This is a genomic window from Alkalihalobacillus sp. BA299, assembly GCF_017745675.1.
Lineage (GTDB): Bacteria > Bacillota > Bacilli > Bacillales > Bacillaceae_F > Alkalihalobacterium.
In genome coordinates this window covers 68837-85075 of the sequence record NZ_JAFLJM010000014.1, presented here as the reverse complement: position 1 = coordinate 85075, position 16239 = coordinate 68837, and the positions used below count along the sequence as shown (strand labels likewise).

Annotated in this window: 25 protein-coding genes; 23 read left to right on the top strand and 2 right to left on the bottom strand. The window is 32.0% G+C overall.

What is annotated here, in order from left to right:
- Positions 1-30 precede the first annotated feature (30 nt).
- From J0N78_RS17840 to J0N78_RS17830, 3 genes are all read left to right on the top strand, one after another.
- Entirely contained in the window at positions 31-867 is an 837-nt protein-coding gene (locus J0N78_RS17840; RefSeq protein ID WP_209124460.1) for a thermonuclease family protein, read from the top strand.
- Position 868: 1 nt separating this feature from the next.
- A complete protein-coding gene (locus tag J0N78_RS17835) occupies positions 869-1096 on the top strand; it encodes a hypothetical protein (RefSeq protein WP_209124459.1) in 228 nt (75 codons plus the stop codon).
- 278 nt (positions 1097-1374) lie between these two features.
- A complete protein-coding gene (locus J0N78_RS17830) occupies positions 1375-2130 on the top strand; it encodes a hypothetical protein (protein WP_209124458.1) in 756 nt (251 codons plus the stop codon).
- A 171-nt stretch (positions 2131-2301) separates the two neighbouring features.
- On the opposite strand, the gene J0N78_RS17825 is transcribed toward J0N78_RS17830, so the two are convergent.
- Positions 2302-2817, bottom strand: a complete 516-nt coding sequence (locus J0N78_RS17825) for a hypothetical protein (protein WP_209124457.1) — start codon at positions 2815-2817, stop codon at positions 2302-2304.
- Between the two features lie 235 nt (positions 2818-3052).
- Between J0N78_RS17825 and J0N78_RS17820 the strand changes: the two genes are divergently transcribed.
- The 9 genes from J0N78_RS17820 to J0N78_RS26235 all read left to right on the top strand — a co-directional run bounded on the left by J0N78_RS17820 (position 3053) and on the right by J0N78_RS26235 (position 9439).
- The gene (locus J0N78_RS17820; protein WP_209124456.1) at positions 3053-4081 is read left to right on the top strand and encodes a hypothetical protein; all 1029 of its coding nucleotides are present in this window, start codon (positions 3053-3055) and stop codon (positions 4079-4081) included.
- A gap of 640 nt (positions 4082-4721) precedes the next feature.
- Positions 4722-5123, top strand: coding sequence for a hypothetical protein (locus tag J0N78_RS17815; protein WP_209124455.1), 402 nt, complete (start codon positions 4722-4724; stop codon positions 5121-5123).
- A 1-nt stretch (position 5124) separates the two neighbouring features.
- Positions 5125-5700 carry a hypothetical protein gene (locus J0N78_RS17810; RefSeq protein WP_209124454.1) on the top strand — a complete coding sequence of 192 codons (576 nt, stop codon included), beginning with the start codon at positions 5125-5127 and terminating at the stop codon, positions 5698-5700.
- Positions 5701-6006: 306 nt separating this feature from the next.
- Positions 6007-6372: a DUF4257 domain-containing protein gene (locus J0N78_RS17805; protein WP_209124453.1), complete on the top strand. Its 366-nt coding sequence runs from the start codon at positions 6007-6009 to the stop codon at positions 6370-6372.
- A 78-nt stretch (positions 6373-6450) separates the two neighbouring features.
- Positions 6451-6666, top strand: coding sequence for a hypothetical protein (locus J0N78_RS17800; RefSeq protein ID WP_209124452.1), 216 nt, complete (start codon positions 6451-6453; stop codon positions 6664-6666).
- A 387-nt stretch (positions 6667-7053) separates the two neighbouring features.
- Positions 7054-7416 (top strand): hypothetical protein, encoded by a 363-nt coding sequence (locus J0N78_RS17795; protein WP_209124451.1) that lies wholly within the window; start codon positions 7054-7056, stop codon positions 7414-7416.
- A gap of 107 nt (positions 7417-7523) precedes the next feature.
- Positions 7524-7778 carry a hypothetical protein gene (locus tag J0N78_RS17790; protein ID WP_209124449.1) on the top strand — a complete coding sequence of 85 codons (255 nt, stop codon included), beginning with the start codon at positions 7524-7526 and terminating at the stop codon, positions 7776-7778.
- A 53-nt stretch (positions 7779-7831) separates the two neighbouring features.
- Positions 7832-9283 carry a DNA cytosine methyltransferase gene (locus tag J0N78_RS17785; RefSeq protein ID WP_247747404.1) on the top strand — a complete coding sequence of 484 codons (1452 nt, stop codon included), beginning with the start codon at positions 7832-7834 and terminating at the stop codon, positions 9281-9283.
- A 33-nt stretch (positions 9284-9316) separates the two neighbouring features.
- Positions 9317-9439, top strand: a complete 123-nt coding sequence (locus tag J0N78_RS26235; RefSeq protein WP_280637250.1) for a hypothetical protein — start codon at positions 9317-9319, stop codon at positions 9437-9439.
- 101 nt (positions 9440-9540) lie between these two features.
- On the opposite strand, the gene J0N78_RS17780 is transcribed toward J0N78_RS26235, so the two are convergent.
- Positions 9541-9807, bottom strand: a complete 267-nt coding sequence (locus tag J0N78_RS17780) for a hypothetical protein (protein ID WP_209124447.1) — start codon at positions 9805-9807, stop codon at positions 9541-9543.
- 594 nt (positions 9808-10401) lie between these two features.
- On the opposite strand from J0N78_RS17780, the gene J0N78_RS17775 reads away from it, so the two are divergent.
- The 11 genes from J0N78_RS17775 (at position 10402) to J0N78_RS17725 (ending at position 15976) form a co-directional block, all read left to right on the top strand.
- On the top strand, positions 10402-10779 hold the full coding sequence (locus J0N78_RS17775; RefSeq protein ID WP_209124446.1) for a hypothetical protein: 378 nt from the start codon (positions 10402-10404) through the stop codon (positions 10777-10779).
- A 65-nt stretch (positions 10780-10844) separates the two neighbouring features.
- Positions 10845-11123: a hypothetical protein gene (locus tag J0N78_RS17770; protein WP_209124444.1), complete on the top strand. Its 279-nt coding sequence runs from the start codon at positions 10845-10847 to the stop codon at positions 11121-11123.
- Positions 11124-11197: 74 nt separating this feature from the next.
- Positions 11198-11944: a hypothetical protein gene (locus tag J0N78_RS17765; RefSeq protein ID WP_209124443.1), complete on the top strand. Its 747-nt coding sequence runs from the start codon at positions 11198-11200 to the stop codon at positions 11942-11944.
- Positions 11945-11959: 15 nt separating this feature from the next.
- Positions 11960-12391 carry a hypothetical protein gene (locus J0N78_RS17760; protein WP_209124441.1) on the top strand — a complete coding sequence of 144 codons (432 nt, stop codon included), beginning with the start codon at positions 11960-11962 and terminating at the stop codon, positions 12389-12391.
- A 34-nt stretch (positions 12392-12425) separates the two neighbouring features.
- On the top strand, positions 12426-12737 hold the full coding sequence (locus J0N78_RS17755; RefSeq protein WP_209124440.1) for a hypothetical protein: 312 nt from the start codon (positions 12426-12428) through the stop codon (positions 12735-12737).
- Between the two features lies 1 nt (position 12738).
- Positions 12739-13173: a hypothetical protein gene (locus J0N78_RS17750; protein ID WP_209124438.1), complete on the top strand. Its 435-nt coding sequence runs from the start codon at positions 12739-12741 to the stop codon at positions 13171-13173.
- A 372-nt stretch (positions 13174-13545) separates the two neighbouring features.
- Positions 13546-13758 (top strand): hypothetical protein, encoded by a 213-nt coding sequence (locus J0N78_RS17745; protein ID WP_209124437.1) that lies wholly within the window; start codon positions 13546-13548, stop codon positions 13756-13758.
- Positions 13759-13924: 166 nt separating this feature from the next.
- Entirely contained in the window at positions 13925-14101 is a 177-nt protein-coding gene (locus J0N78_RS17740) for a hypothetical protein (protein ID WP_209124435.1), read from the top strand.
- A gap of 108 nt (positions 14102-14209) precedes the next feature.
- A complete protein-coding gene (locus J0N78_RS17735) occupies positions 14210-15091 on the top strand; it encodes a phosphoadenosine phosphosulfate reductase domain-containing protein (RefSeq protein ID WP_209124433.1) in 882 nt (293 codons plus the stop codon).
- A gap of 27 nt (positions 15092-15118) precedes the next feature.
- On the top strand, positions 15119-15661 hold the full coding sequence (locus J0N78_RS17730) for a hypothetical protein (protein ID WP_209124432.1): 543 nt from the start codon (positions 15119-15121) through the stop codon (positions 15659-15661).
- Positions 15662-15685: 24 nt separating this feature from the next.
- On the top strand, positions 15686-15976 hold the full coding sequence (locus J0N78_RS17725) for a hypothetical protein (protein WP_209124430.1): 291 nt from the start codon (positions 15686-15688) through the stop codon (positions 15974-15976).
- Positions 15977-16239: the final 263 nt, after the last annotated feature.

Genomic DNA, 16239 nt, shown 5'->3' with positions numbered 1-16239 from the left:
TAAATTAGGATTTTAGAAAGGAAGGATTAAATGAAAATCGGAAAAATATTAGCTATTGTATTTCTTATTACTTTATTAAGTGCTTGCGCTCCAAGAGTTAGCGATGAAGTACCTACTGATACCAATAAAAATTTACTTGAAGATGCCATTGATGTTGTTGGTTTTGGAGAAAAGCTAAATGAAGAGGTTGGCGATACAGTAGAAGATACAGTTGATGATACTGTAGAGAGTACAATTACTAATTTTTTTGGTGAAACAGTTGGTAAGTTTATTGGCGATAAAGTTGGTGACGTAGCTGGGAAAGCTGCAGGTACAGCTGTAAAAAAATCACTAGGCGAAGACATATTTAATATTAAAAATAAAATAGAAAGTATTACAGGTGAAGAACTATCTAATGATACTAAATTAAAAAATGCGGTTGTTCATAGTTGCTATGATGGCGATACTTGTGACATTGAATTTTTAGATGAAGACGGAAATGGAAATGGAAAGATTATTACTACTAGAATACTTAATTTAGATACACCTGAAATAAAAGAAGGGCATTTATTTACAAAAGAGGCCAGAGAGTTTGCTAGAAAGATATTGGTTAATCAAACAGTAGTTATAGAAATATCTGAGAAAGCAGAACCTTTCGATAAATATTCCCGTTTATTAGCGTACATATGGGTTGGGGATCATCTTTATGAAGAGTTAGTTATCAAAAATGGATTAGGTATTGTCCGATATGTTATTGAACCTGATACTAAATATGCTTCGTTTTTGAGGGAAGTAGAGAAAGTTGCTAAGGATAAGAAAATAGGGGTTTGGAGTGTACCTGGATTAGTGAAAGATGGAAATAACGGTTATGATAAGGTGGTTAAGTAAGGTGAAAAAGATAGTCGGGGGCATTTCTTTAATATTATTAGGTATTATCTTCTTTTTCGTAGAATGGTATCTTTACTTTCTTTATAGTTTTGATGGACTTAACAGTGAATATTTATTTCCTATTGTATTATTTATTGGACTTTATCTTTTTTTATGGATTTTATATATAAAATCATTTATGGAAATGAAAAAGAGAGTAAAACCGAGAAAGGAGAGTAAGGAATATTAATATTAGATATTATGGAATTGATTGGAATAAATTGGAATAAATCATTTGAAATGTAAGTTATATTCTATAGCTAAAAATATCGTAAAGAAGTAAAACAAACAATCCCAGTATAAAAATACAATATAGGACTACAATATTCAGTTCCAATAATGAATAAGGTGATTGATTTAGTCAAATGAGATAATGTATATATAGATTTTATGGGCATTAAAAAATCATGTGAAAAATAATATTAATAATCCTTCATGTATACAAAAATGTTTAGGTGGTGAACTAGATTGGAACATAAATTACGTATTCTTGATGAATTAGAAGATGAATTTACTTCTAATGATTTTTCTATAATTAAAGATATTATAAAAGGAATAGAAGAGACGGATGGATCAAAAGAATTTGATATTAAATACTGGAAAGAAGCAATAGATGAGATTTATGATGAGGTATATTTATCCAACCGAAAACAAGGATTAAGAAATACTGTTATGTATGGTAGTAACGATGTGCAGTCTCACTTTGTTTTTTATAGTCTTTATAAATTAGTTTCGGATGAATCAAAGGCTTTAAAACAAGCAGAATTAGCCCATAAATATTACATAAAAAATACCCTATCTTATCAATGGGAGAATTTAGTTTATAAGGCTCTTAGAGAACTCTATGGTGAAGCTATCGTTTCAGATTGTGTACTTCCTAACGATAAAAGACCAGATTTAGTAATTAATCCAACTTATAATAAAATAAAATTTCATTCAAAAGGATCAAGGATTCTAAAAGCAGACAAAATTATTGATATGAAAACAAGCATTTACCACGCTTCAAAAGAAAACAGGTATTATAAAGAATACTGTCAGGAATTAATTATTGTATATATTCTTGATTATAAAAATAAGAAAGACAAAGATATAACTTATGTTTCAGCGGAAGATCTAAAGGAGAGTATTTCTGATAAAAAAATTATTAACGAAATAACGGCTATACAAAAGAAAATGAAAATTAATTTTTTAATAAATGATTTTGATAAAAGGTTAAAATTATAACAAAATTTTCAAAAGTCTAAGAAAATAATAAAGCAGATTACTGATACTTTTTTTAATACCGGAAATCAAAACATTCAAAATTGTTGTAACCGCCAAGTAGAAATGAACACTTTCGCTAAATAAGACTGAACACTATTTTCTAGTATAAAAGGTCGGATTATATAGGGGCTATTACCTGTTATCCGACCTATTTTTTAGTTTATAAACTTCATATTCCATATGATCTAAAGCACTTGTCCATCGAAGCCCTGAAATTTCAGGAAGTAGGTCACGATAGCAACCCCAATTTAGAATATGAATATTCTTTAAATCCTGTTCTGGTATGGAAGTGAGGTTTTTAGAATTGTAAGCAGGCTTATGTACATAGATTAATAGTTTTTCTGCAAGATCAATTTCTTTTGACCACTTTTCTTCTGAAGGCGTAAATTCTCCTGCTAACCTACCTATATAAATTTGAAGATTATTGGAATCATTTGTATCCCACCAGTTTTCCTGGGATACTCTCTTGCCAATCGTTTGTAAATCCGCCTTTCCGATATAAAGTAGTACGTTACTTCCATAAACAGGGTGCTTACCGTATATCGAATAAAATCCGTAATCTTTTTCTTCATCTGTTAAAATATGAAGTTCATCCAAATGAAAATGTCCTTCCCAATCAATGTGTATTAACTCCATGTTTTTTGCCATTTCTTTTCTCCTAATCGATTATAAGTAAAACTGCTAATAGTAATCATTCTATTTGAAAATCAATTTTCCTTCATTTAGGTATACTAATAACTCCCTACTGTAACAGTTTATAGATGTAGTCGTTGTTTAACTATTCATGATTAGAAGCGGTTGTTAGTTTTGTAATTGCTAAATAAAACTACAATTTTTTCCTTTATAATATGGATAACATAGATTTAGAGGAGGACAAACATATATGAAAATAGAAATTGGAGAATCTTTAATGCTGTCATGGCTTCGTCATATTAAAAAGTGCCAGTCTGTTCAATTAAATTGGAAGCCATCTATAAATCATTGGAAGTTGGACAATGAAAATGATATTGAAAAAATTATGCAAACGGTTAGTACATATTTTGAAGAAAAGTATTCATTCAATATTTTTAAGAACAATAAATCCCATTTACAACTGATACAGCAAGGGGAAATGGATGCTTTGGGATTAAGAATAAAAAACGGTGCTGTTCATGGAATTTATGGAGTAGATGTTTCATTTCATGAAGCGGGTTTGAATTATGGTAGCAAGATTGAAACAGTAGAACGTGTGATAAAGAAAATTGTTCGTACTTCAATGGTTATGTTTGGTTACTTTAATATGAGAAAAGGTACGATTATTTTTGCATCTCCTAAGATTAATAAATCTACCTATGAACCATTAATTTCTGCAATTGACGAAATAAATGAACTTTATAATTCCTTAAATTTGGAATTTACAATAGAAATAATAGCAAATGAAGATTTCCAAATTCAAATCTTAGAGCCAGTGGTTGCACTTTCTTCAACCGTAGCAGACACCTCTGAGCTTTTTTTGAGAAGTATTCAAATGTATCAAATGTTTTTATCATCTAATACTGGTACAACCGATAAACATGATGGAACTGTTGTGACTAAAAGTAGTAAATCATTCACTGATTCAAATGAAAAACCGATAGCAGTTTTTGTTCGTGATATAATCGATGACCTAATTAACCAAAATAAACTTCCAAAAGAAAAGATTGTTCATTTATGTGATGCTCGATACAGCAAGGAGACCTTTTTACTTCCATATCCCATGCTACAAAAGGTTATTGAAGGTACGCCCCTTTCCTCACAACGCAAAATAAATGGTAGAGACCGATACTATGTAAATCCAATAAAAGTGCATGGTGAAAAATATTTACTTTGTAACCATTGGGTAGAGAAAAGTAGACATCCGTTTAAGGTGTGGCTTGAACAAGTAAGTAAATAAGCAATGTAAAGTTCGATGTTTTATATCTCATTGACGAACAACCTAATGTTTTAATCTTTGGAATAGTTGCTTATAACTATTATTTTGAAATCCCAGTAAAAAAGGGTTTAATATTAAACCATTCATCCACGAATATAATAAATTTGTGAAATAATGGGGTTTTAAATATAATCCTGATAGCCCATTTAAAGTGCATCTGATCCAACGAAAGCAAAGGACTTCACCTTACCGTAAACATAATTGAAAAGATTATGATTTAAATGCATATATAAAACAACAAGTATATATGCTTTTTTTGCTAAACTGGTAAAGAGATAAAAAACTCGATTAAAAATGCCACAAATCATCATTATGATGGTCTGTGGCATTTTTGTTACCCTATTTTTTCTTCGAATTTACAATTTTTATATTTCCTTTTGTCTTTTTGCTCAGTTTCGCCAACTCTTTAGCTTGCTCTTTTGTAACAGAACGTTGCATTTATTTTCTCCTCCTAACAAGGGTTACTTGTAAAACAAGTATGGTCAAAATTTTAAGAATTTATAACATAAAGTCTAGTAATCACTCATAGAGTATAATAAACCATTTGGACAAACGACCCTGACTTAATCTAATAGATACTCTTTTAAAAGGAGTGATAACGTTGAATCTAAATCCCATGTATCAGAAAACAAAACCAAAACTTCCACCGAATGAAAAACAATATAATAAGCCTTCTAGACCCAGAAAAGAAAGATCAGATAAGAAGAAGGATGTTAAAGTTCCGCTTACTGAAGAACAAAAGAGACTGGTGAGATGGGGAGCGTATAAAAAGGAAATGACAGCTACTTCATTTTCGACCATGTTAGTTGAACAAGCCTTAACCAAACCATATATTAAAGGATTACCCGTAATTCCTTATGAAGATACATATGATTATGTTCACATTAAATTAAAAAAGACTGAATATGATGAGGTTGTACGATTATCTATTCTTTGGAATGTTTCTGTTAGGAAAGGTGTACATCGAATTTTATTATCCATGCTAGAAGATGGAGATGAATAATATGGAGAGAGTAAAATATAGTAAGCTCGATTTAATTGGTAATGAATTGACGAAGTTAAAAGATAAAACTTTTGCAGAAAAGGCATTATCATTTCTTTTATTTTCAGGAAAGAATGTTCATCTTAAAATCTATATACCAAATGACCTTTATCTTAGAGCAGAGGTTTTTTGCGATGATATAAGAGAATTATCAGAAGATGAGTTTGATCAAAATATATTATTAGGTATTTTATATGAGGATTTTTTAAGAGTGAATCGAGCAAAAGAATCTCTTTTCAATTTATATCGAAGATTAACTGTACATGAAAAGAAGTCTCCTAGTATTAAAGGGTTGCACATAGATGATTATTACCACGATGATCCTTATGAAGATACACATGAACTAACAGTACGCATTCAACGTAAAGAGGCATTGCGAGGTGAGGTCTTGCTGAGTGATCTAAGTAATTTCTACCCGGACCATCCTTTTACGTTAGAAATGGTGCTTGAAACCATATACATTGATTTTCTTGAAGATATTAAAAAAGATGGCAGCCATAAAGCGGTTAAAGAATTACTTAAGAGAATGGAAGGATAATATGACGATAATGACGGTTGTGACGACTAATCGCAGATAAAATGTTATTGATGATATTTTGTCTTAAAAAACAATTGTTATTGGAAACATATTCTAGTATATTTAGATTATAAATGTTTTATTTTTTGTTTTTTTAGTGTTGCGACCTATTTTTTACGGTCAGCAGAGTAGTTATCAATCATAGCGGTCCTTCGGATCGATTTCTATTACACTACCAGTGTGTCTATTTCGCACTACAGTGTATCAAGAATCGGTTGAAGGCCGCTTTTTTGTGTTTTTATCAGACTTTTAGAGAGGAGTGGTAATATGTTTACTAACATATTAATAGCAATGTTTGTAGGTGGATTTGTTGGTATCTTAGGACATAGAGTTACTCATAAAAAATATATAAAGCCTAAGAAAACTAAAACCTCTTTCACACTCGGTTTCTTTGATGATATGCTTTTTGGTGCTGTTGGAGCCATTGGTATGGTACTTTTGGCAGACACCACTTCAATTGACCGAGTAATTTTGATTTCTATAGGTTCTGGAATGGGTGGAGAAGCTATTTTACGAAGACTTGACCTTTCGAAACAGAATTCTAAAATAGATACTCATATCAAGGAAATCAACGGAAGATTAGAAAGAGAATTAAATCCAGAAAACAATGAGAACAACAATAATCAAGACTAGAAATTTAGTCTTGATTATGCTACATACTACAAGTGAAAAATGTTATAATAAGGAAAAGGTTACGGAAGGAATGAAACTATGCCGAAACTTGTGGATGTTTTAACAAATGAAGAGAAGATCGAAATTGACAGATTAAAGGTTGCTTTATTGGAATCTAAAACACGTAAAGATATAAGATACTATCGTAATCAGATTGACGCGATATTAGATAGGGCAGAACAACGTTATTTTAGTACGAAAGAAATAAAGTCGGCTAAAGAGGAACAATCAGCTACCTTATTAGCTAGTTATTAAACTTAAGAGTAGTAAACGTAGCAAGAGAAATAGCACAGTACATATTAAATGTATTGTGCTATTTTTAGTTATAAGCAAAAATGTTATTTTAAATCATAATATGGTAGATAAATAAAGGATAATTCAATATAATAAGATTATAAGATTTTTTTGTTTTTTTATTTTTTGTGTTGCGACCATTTATTTAGGTCAGCAGAGTAGTTATTAAATTTCAAGAGCCCTTCGGGTTCAGACTAGAACACTACCAGTGTGTTCATTTTTATTAGTCTGTTCCTTGAAGGGCTCTTTTGCATTTCTAGGAGGTGAGAGGAAGTAGTTTATTAATCTAGTCTTTTTTCAAGATTTAAAGGGTGTATTTTAAAAAACTTTTTTGAAAGGGTGCTTTATGTGAGTTGGTTAGATGAAGGCATTATGAGGGATACAATGGAGTTACAATCTTTGTTTCATGAAAAGATCGAATTGAAGTTTTATGATTTAGGTAAAACGTATTCGAAACTTGCACTTGTTTCTATTGAGGATACTCCAGTTGAAGAAAAAACTAAGCCTGTATTTTACTTTTATCGAGACGATATTTATATTGATTTTGATAAAAGAGATCCTGACTATAAAGGAACATTAGTGGCTTTTGATTATGGCGGGCAATCTTATACCGCGAAGTATTTTTATAGCCAAAAGCTAAAGAAAAGCACGAGTGGAAAGTTAAGTATTTATGATGTGATTCGTGATTTATATGCAAATACACATAGATAAAACTTAACAAATAACAATCTATTAAGGGTGTAGAAACGATTAGGAATTTTTATTTTCCTAGTCGTTTTTTGTTTTTAGCAAACTTTTTTCAGAGAGGAATGGGGCATATGTGTAATAAAAAGAATATGTCGGAAAAGGAAATGGTTAAACAACTTTATTTAAATACAATCATTGGAAAGAGAAGTAAATTTTTAAGGGGTTATGTTTCATATTCCGATTACTGTGAGTGGGTAAATAAAATGGCTAAACATTTACTTGAATTAGGATTTTCTACTCAAGAAATGAGCTTTATTGTACAACAAGCGGAAGATAAAGCGAACATTTTAGTTAAAGGAAATATTCTCGGTACTAAGAGGGACTAATTTAAGTGGAATTGTCATTAAATAAACTTTAAATAAGGGAGGGAATTCCCATTATGCAATGGTATGAGGCTTTCTCATATCATTGTTTTATGGGGTTTAACATGAGTATAAAGATGAAAAAGGTATATACTGTTAGCCAAAAAGCTGAAAAACCAAGATTGTTTTTGCAACACTTAGTTTGTGAAGCAGCGGGTTTTAAACCAGGAGAAGAAATTTATGTAGCAATGAATGAAGAAACCGAAGAGATCATTATTCAAAATCAACCTATCGAAACAGAGTTTCACAAGGTTCACGTTTCTTCCAGAGTAAATAAAACCAGTGGTAAACGTCGTCCTTTGATTGATACTGCCGGAACACAATATAGTAGTGTTATAGCGATTAAGCAAAAAGTAGAAATTTGTGTATTTCAGAAAAAAGGTAACCTTTGTAGAGTAGTAGTAAGGCCACTACGCTATAAGATGATGGAAAATGCCTCAATCCCAACCCAAAGTGATGAAAGGCTACGATTGTTATCAGTTTGTAGTGGAGCGGGTATAGGTACATCGGCATTTATGAATGGTTATTTTACTCCTGTAATGGAAATTGAGTATGAAGATGACTCAGCTGAAAACTTAAAGCTTAATTATCCAAAGTCTTATCTTTTTAATGGAGACTTAAAGGATTGTCATGAGGTAGCCGAAGCGGATGTGGTGAACCTTACATTGCCATGCGATGAATATTCTAGCCTGGGTGAAGGTCAATCAGGGGTATTCGATAATTTAATCTTAGCAACCGTTAAGATTATCACTACCTCTAAAGCCAAAGCTATTTTTATGGAGAATGTACCTCAATTTTACAAGAGTGAGAGCTTTCATTTGCTGAAAGACCTATTGAAATCTGAGTTTCCTTACTGGACTGAAAAACAAATTGAGAGTTATGAGTTTGGTTCAATAGCAAGAAGAAACCGGAAATATGTTTGTGCTTTTAAGGAGGAAGAACAATTCCTTTCTTTTCAGTTTCCGAAACCTCCAAAGGTTCGTAGAAAGAAGTTAAAGGATTTTCTAGATCCAAAGCATATAGAACATGAGTGGAAAAGTTTAGAGAAATGGATGGCCAGCTTTAATTCAAGAGATGCCTGGAAAGACCGTTCATTAGAAAAGTCCTTCGTTACGGAACAGGCACAGGAACTAAATTGTATTCCAAAAAGATATAGATCCCATTGTGCTTCAAATTCTTACGTTTTAAACGATGAGAAAACACATTGGCGGTTCTTATCTATAAATGAAATTAGAAAGATATTAGGAGTACCAGAATGGTTTAGTTTCAGTGAACATATTCCTGAATGGAGAATCTGTGAAATGTTGGGTCAGAGTGTCGATTGTAGAGTTATTTCAGCAATCGCTAACCAATTAGCCATATCTTTTGTTAAAGCTGCAAATATGATCAAATCTGTTGCTAAAAAAGCGTCAGATAGGATTGAATCTGTTTCAATCAATGATAGAGGTCAACTTGAATTAGTTATTTAAGCAATAAACATATAATACGAGGGAGGAAATAATATGAAAACTAAGTATAATTATGAGTATCCAGATGCAAAAGGTGAGGTAATTTGTTCTTATTGTGATTTTAAAACAGACTTACCCGTAAATTTTTGTTGTGGTTTGGTTGTGGAAAAGAATTAGAGAGTTATAAAAAACAAGGGCTTACTAACTGATAGCCGTATATAAAAAATGAAAAAGCGTTTGGAAACATTATTGTATCCAAGCGCTTTTATTTTTACCTATTATTTATTTATATTTTTTTCTTTAATATCTTCATATACACAATCACGGATCATGTGCTTTAGTGTTTGGACTTCACCATTAGGATTAGGTAATGAACTAATTATTTTTTTTAAATTTTCTAAATCAAACTTCCCCATCATCTTATCATCTTCAAATGCCACTAGACCTTTAAAGGATTGACCGTTTATATTCCATTCGGCAGCAAGAACGTAAAAAGGGGGGGTTGTTTTCTCTTGAACGATTGATACATTTCGATTAATACCCATTTTTTTATCCTCCTTTCTTTTATTCATGTACTACGACATTAAAGTAGGTAACTGGAACAAATAATGATGGTAACTCTTTTATAAAGTTTTTATTTAATGGGTGTTTTCTTTAATATATTAGTTTTTATTTAGAACATATAGTTACCAACATTAATGTAAGTATAAAAATCAAGTAGAAGGCTTTGAACTCCTTGATTTAAAGAAATTTTTAGTTACCAACTATAATGTAATTTTTATACAATCACTATTTTTGACCATCTTTGACCTTATGTTAAATTTTTAAACATTTATTTTCAAGTAAAATGCTTACTAAAAAAGTCTCCCGTTATAAATTGATTATGATATAATAACTTTATAAGTTTTTTCTTTTTATTTTTTTAGTTTGCGACTTTTTAAAGGTCTGCAGGGTAGTTATCAAATAGTTGAGCCCTTCGGGTTCAGATTAGCACACGACCAGTGTGTCTATTAATCTGATTCCTGAAGGGCTTTTTGCATTTTAGGAGGTGAGTGGAATGGTTTATTAATCTATTTAGTTGTGAGGTTAGGTGTTTATTAGTCTTGTTTTTTAAAATCAAATTATAGGAGTGGATATTTATGAAAAAGGAGTTTTCTGTTTCGCAAGTAATCTTAGCAATCGGTCTAATAGTGGGGTGTCTTATTTTACTTGCATCTTATTCAATGAAGCTGCAAGCAGGAGATAATATTAGTAGTAAATGGGTCCTTGTTTATGATGTGCATCATGCTGGAGAAATGTATGTTTTGTATGATGACACAATCAAAAAAGTATTTATTCCAGGTCCCGAAGGTTGGACAAAAGAACATGACGCTTTCGCTAAAAAACTTTTAGAAGATTCTATTGTCGAACTTAGAAATTTCGAAAGGGATAGTAATGGAATTTATCCTGAGAGAATTTTCATTGATGGTGAGAGCGTACAAGAATTGTTAGACAAAATTGAGGGTGGCGTTTATTAATCTAATCTTTTTTCAGATATAAGGGTGTATTTTCTTAAAAAGCTTGTTGAAAGGGTGATTTTAAGGTGCTCTTTTTAGAGGAAAGGAATGCAAAAGTTGCGGAATCAATCTTCACAACTGCTACTATCGTCATTCGTCATATGGAAATACAAAGATATATCCAGTATCCGACTATTATTAACTGGTATGGAATTAGAGGTATTTTTGTAACTCCACGAAAAACGGTTTGGCAAGCACTTTGTGAGTTTGATTCATATTACTATTCTTCTACAGAATGGTGTATCGTACCAGATCCTGATTTAGTAATAAGAGCAATTAATCAAGCTGTTTCGAACAATAGTTGAATATTGAGAGTGTCAGAATCGATAGGTAATCGGTTCTTTTTTTATTTCATCAATCGAAAGAGAGGGTTTTTTTTATGAAAGAACAAGCTTGGAATTTAGTTCAAACACTTTTAGAAACAATGAATGAGCTGGGGGCAGAGGTAAAGGAAGATAGAACACATTTATCGGTTTCTTTACCGAAAAGTCAAGATAGGATTATCTTGAGTAAACAATTGTTTTCTATCCGGTATGCTTCATTTCAGCTAAATGCTTCAGGTTTAAAAGATGATTGTCCCTATTATTCAGTTGACCTTGTTTTTAACAATTGGACTTATGTGGGCCTTCAATTTTGCAACATCACAGATGATGATTACTTAAAATTTGTTGATCATGTTGCTTTCTTTATTGACCGTATGAAGAAACATATTTTTCAAAAGTGTATGCCAGGTAAACTGGAAGAACTAATTACGACCTATCATGAAATTTACATGAAGTACAATTCCTATCGAACAAGAGAAATGTATCTCTTATGGAAACAAACAAAGGGATTGGTACAAAGTGAATATGCTCGATGGGTGAAGGAAAAGAAAGTAAAAAATCATAACAACGGTAGGGTATATCGCAGATTGCTTAATTTAAAAGCATCTCTACCTCATGCTCTAAAGTTTGCTTCTGAATATGGCATAACCGTTAAAAAGCGTAATGTTTCAGAGGATTCGGCAGCTAGTAAATATCATGTTTATTGTTCCCTTTTGGATGAACGAAACAATGCTATTTCAGAGTACACCAATAATCCTTATGAAACTACTCGGTTACTGATTAAAAAAAACAATCTAGCTTAAGAGAGGTATGTAAATATGGAATTTTTTAAAGGACGTACCGTAAAAGTCGGACAAGAGGTGGATGTCTACAGAAATTTGCATCATGGTGGTTATTCCATTCGTTGCTCCCGCTCCAAAATGGTTCTTGCAAGGTGCGATAGTGTACGAATTACCGATTGTGAATTTCGTGTCAGCGAACCCGGTAGACAGAAGGTACTTGAATTTAAGAGAAAATCTGTTCATGCGTACATAAAAGGAATTTATGTTGCTGCAGATGAGGCACTTGAAGACCATTCTGATATGACTAGAGTGATTTATTACAATCCCTACGAAACAGACCTTTTTAAAGACATAACAACTAATGAGCCAATAAAAAAAATGGATGAAGTCTTTTGTTATGGAAAAGTCGTTTATGCCAGGGAAAAGGAAATTAACTCAAAAGAGAATGAACAATTATCTCTTTTGTAAGTTAAATAACAATCTAATTTAAAGGGTGATTAAGATGTTACGAAAAGTGAAGTGGGAAACTCACGACGGAGAGATCAAAGGTGAAAATCTAGCTATAGGAAACCTAGTATTCTTTAAAGGTCAATGGAGTGGTTTATTATTCCATGTCATGGGGCTAGGACTGACTAAAGCTGAAAAAGCTTTAAATTTTCCTAGAAATAAGGAGAAAGTAACCTTTTATTGTTTAAGATGGGGGATTACATTCCACAGCAAGGGTTCTACTTATCTTGATGACTTACTGAATGTTGTGATTACATCTGATGAACCGTTGAGAAAAAAGCAATCTACTAGAAGAGAGGGAATATAAGATGTTAAAAAAGTTTGTAGAGGAAGTTAGCTTTTACAAGAATGCAGACGAATCAGGGGAGTTGTTTGTTAAACAGTTTGATACTTATGAACAGGCTTACGAATTCATTGAAAATACAGATTGTGATGTAATTGAGTATGATACTGTTGAAGTTAAAACTGACCCTGAAATGCTCGTTTTTGTGAATGTATATGGAGTAGAAAGGGCATATGGTGGACCAGAAGAAGGCGGTTGGTGGTACAACACACATGATTGTCTTGAAAGTGTTCCAGTAGCGAATAAAAACTCAAAAAAAATGAAGGAATACATGGAGGAAAAATACGCTCATGTGAATCGAGGCAATATTTATAGTGTTTTAGGTGGTGCTGAATTAGCAGTATACGTCGAACGTATACCTTGCCAATCTCAAACTAGAGAACGCCCACATTATGAGTAATTAATAATCAATATTTATACAGAGCTTTCTGTATCGTGGAGGGGTTAAAGCAATCTAATTGACTAGGAATAGTCAGCTAGGTTGCTTTTTTAGTAAGTAATGGGAATGGTATTATCTCAGGTTCACGTTTTTATGAAATTTCTCAAAAGAACAATTGTCTTTTTTAGAGCAACTAAAAGCCAAAATGAAACAGAATGGATTAAAAGCATGGAGTCAATATGAACTTCCACTAACAGAAGAAGATTTATACCTTATAACAGATCATGATTTTAAGTTGGATGCTTGATAAGGTATATCTTCTAAGGAAGGGATTAGACCTTTCGTGAGATTTATATATAAGAAACCAATATTGCGTAGGAGAGAGGATGATTAATGGTGCTTAATGGTGTTATAGGTAAACGTTGTGAAGTCCCTGACAACTTCCTTGTAAAAGTTAGAAAAAGGCGTATGACTAAACAGGGAACTATCAGAGGTTTTTATATAAACGAATATTGGCATCCTTACACATATCGTGCTTTTCATATTGAATTTGATGATGGTACAAAAAGCACTTACAAAGCGAAAGATGTTAAATTCCTTAATTAACATTTATTGAGAGTATGAGACTATAAAACTTAAAATAGGGAGTGTTTTTTATGTATGAAAAAACGTGTATGCAATGTAGACAAAAATTTTTTAAAAAGAAGGTGAAGTAACCGAATTTAAAGATGGCTATTGTCATGATTGCTATAGCGTTGATGGTGTAATGTGGATGGATAGTAACTGCAATCTTTATTATATAGATGATGAGGGTCATAGAATACCTGCTCCTTTATGGAGAGAAGAACAATTATGGAGTGTTGATGATGTTGTTCTTGATGATTCTCAAGTTTCTGATGAAGATTTTATTGAATCAATGTACGAACATGATGAACAGTTACCATTTTGATTTCCACATTAATTAAAAAATAGAGTAATTAAATAATCATAACACAAGGAGGGGTGCCCCTTTTAACACTATGGGGCAGCAGCTCCTAGTGTTATTTGGGATTTTAATATGAGTGAAAATAAGCAAAAATTAATCGAATTAGCAGAGAGATTAGCCATACCGTTACCAGAAGAAATGGGGTCTTTTGATGGATACTCCCTTCATTGTAATTTCAGCGGGGGGAAGGACTCAATCGCTTTAGTTTTACTCTTACTTTATGGATATAAAGTGCCAAAAGAGAAGATCCAACTAATTCATATGCGAGTTGATTCATCAGAAGAAAGGAATCCTAATCCTTTGTTTGATTGGCCTCAAACAGATGAATATTTACGGTATTGCGCGAAAAAACTTGATTTACCTTTAGTTATTATCAGTTCCCCCAAAAGCTTAGAGGAACGTATAAGGGATAGAGGATTATGGCCTGCTCCTAGTCAGCAGTTTTGTACTTCTTATCAAAAGAGAGATGTTTATGCAAAGTGGGTTCGTTCTCTAGGACCAGGTAGGTATCTTTGCCTTTCAGGTGAAAGAGCAGAAGAGAGTTCTAGACGTGCTCAAAACCTTGCTAAATCCACTTTTAGGGTTTATAAAAGCGCTAATGCACCTACGAAAAATCGCTTTGTAGATTGGTATCGACCTATACATCACCTTCTAACAGATGAAGTTTGGGAGTTAATGAGATTGGCAGATATTGAGCCACATCCATGCTATCAAAATGTTTCTCGCTGTTCATGTAGATTTTGTATATTCTTATCTCCAAAAGAGATGAAAAAAGTTGCTGAACTGTATCCTGAGGAATTTCAAAAGTTAGTAGAGATGGAGAAACAAATGGGACATACCATGAAATATGAAAAAGGGAATTCTATTTCATTAGAAGAGTTTATTAATAAGGCGAATACGAATGATGACCAATTAGAATTAGACTTATTTAAGCCTTGTGCTACTTGGGCATAAAACAAGCTATATATAGGGGGAAATATAATGGAAACAAAATCAAGCCGATCGGGATTTACAAAGTTAGGATTTAGTAAAGCGGGATTTAGCGCTTGTTCTCATTGGGCAAGTTGTTCAATGGGGAAGCTAGAATGTCATTATGCTGCGATAGATCCAGAAGTGAAAAATTATTGTGGTTGTTATCAAAGACACCATTCTATTCCAAAAGAAAAAACGTATATTATCAAGAGTGTTGAAACCAGTAAAACACCAATTGAAACAAAGAATAATTTTTATAAATTCGAAAATCTTGAAGGACGTTTATTAGGAAAATCATTAGTTGATTCGCTCAATACCAAAGTTGGAGAGCAATTTATTTTACGACCAACCAATCAAAATATAGGTACTCATTTCTTTGTTAACCGCTCGTCTGACAATGAATGGTTAGGCTGCTATGAGGTTAAAGATTTTGAGATCCTAAAGGAGTTTGCTAATGAGAAAGAACTACTAGATTATCTCTCAATTGGCACTGAAAAAGAGTTAAAGGTTGAAAAAAGCTTTGAGAATATGGAACAATTAAGTTTGTTTTGATAAATAAAAGTGGGGGAAATAAAAATGGAATTACTTGTGGCTATTGTGGAGGCATTTGGTATTTTTGTATCTTCAATACTGGGACCTTCCAAGAAAAAGATCAATAAGAATATCAGTATTTTAAAAAAGTATGATTGGTTTAATAAAATATATGAAAACCAAGAATATAGAAAGTTAATAGATGAAAATAAACCAACCCGACATTTAATTGGTACTATGAACATTTCAAAAGCATCAAAAAATCAAGATAAAATGGACAAGTTCAAAGAGAGATTACTAAAAAAGTTAAATGAACAAAAGAGTTTAACTCATTAAGTTCTAGAAGCTTCACTTTTACATGAGTGAAGCTTCTTTTTTATGTATTTATGTATGGTAATTATGGTTCAATAATTATTATTTTCCTTGAATTTACTTGTTAATATAGTATTATAAAATTATAAGTATTTTATTTTTTCTTTCTTTTTTGTGCGACCTATTTTAAAGGTCAGCAGGGTAACTATTAAACTCAGGAGCCTTTCAGGTTCAGATTATCACACAATAAGTGTGTCTATTAATCTGATTCTTGAAAGGCTCTTTTT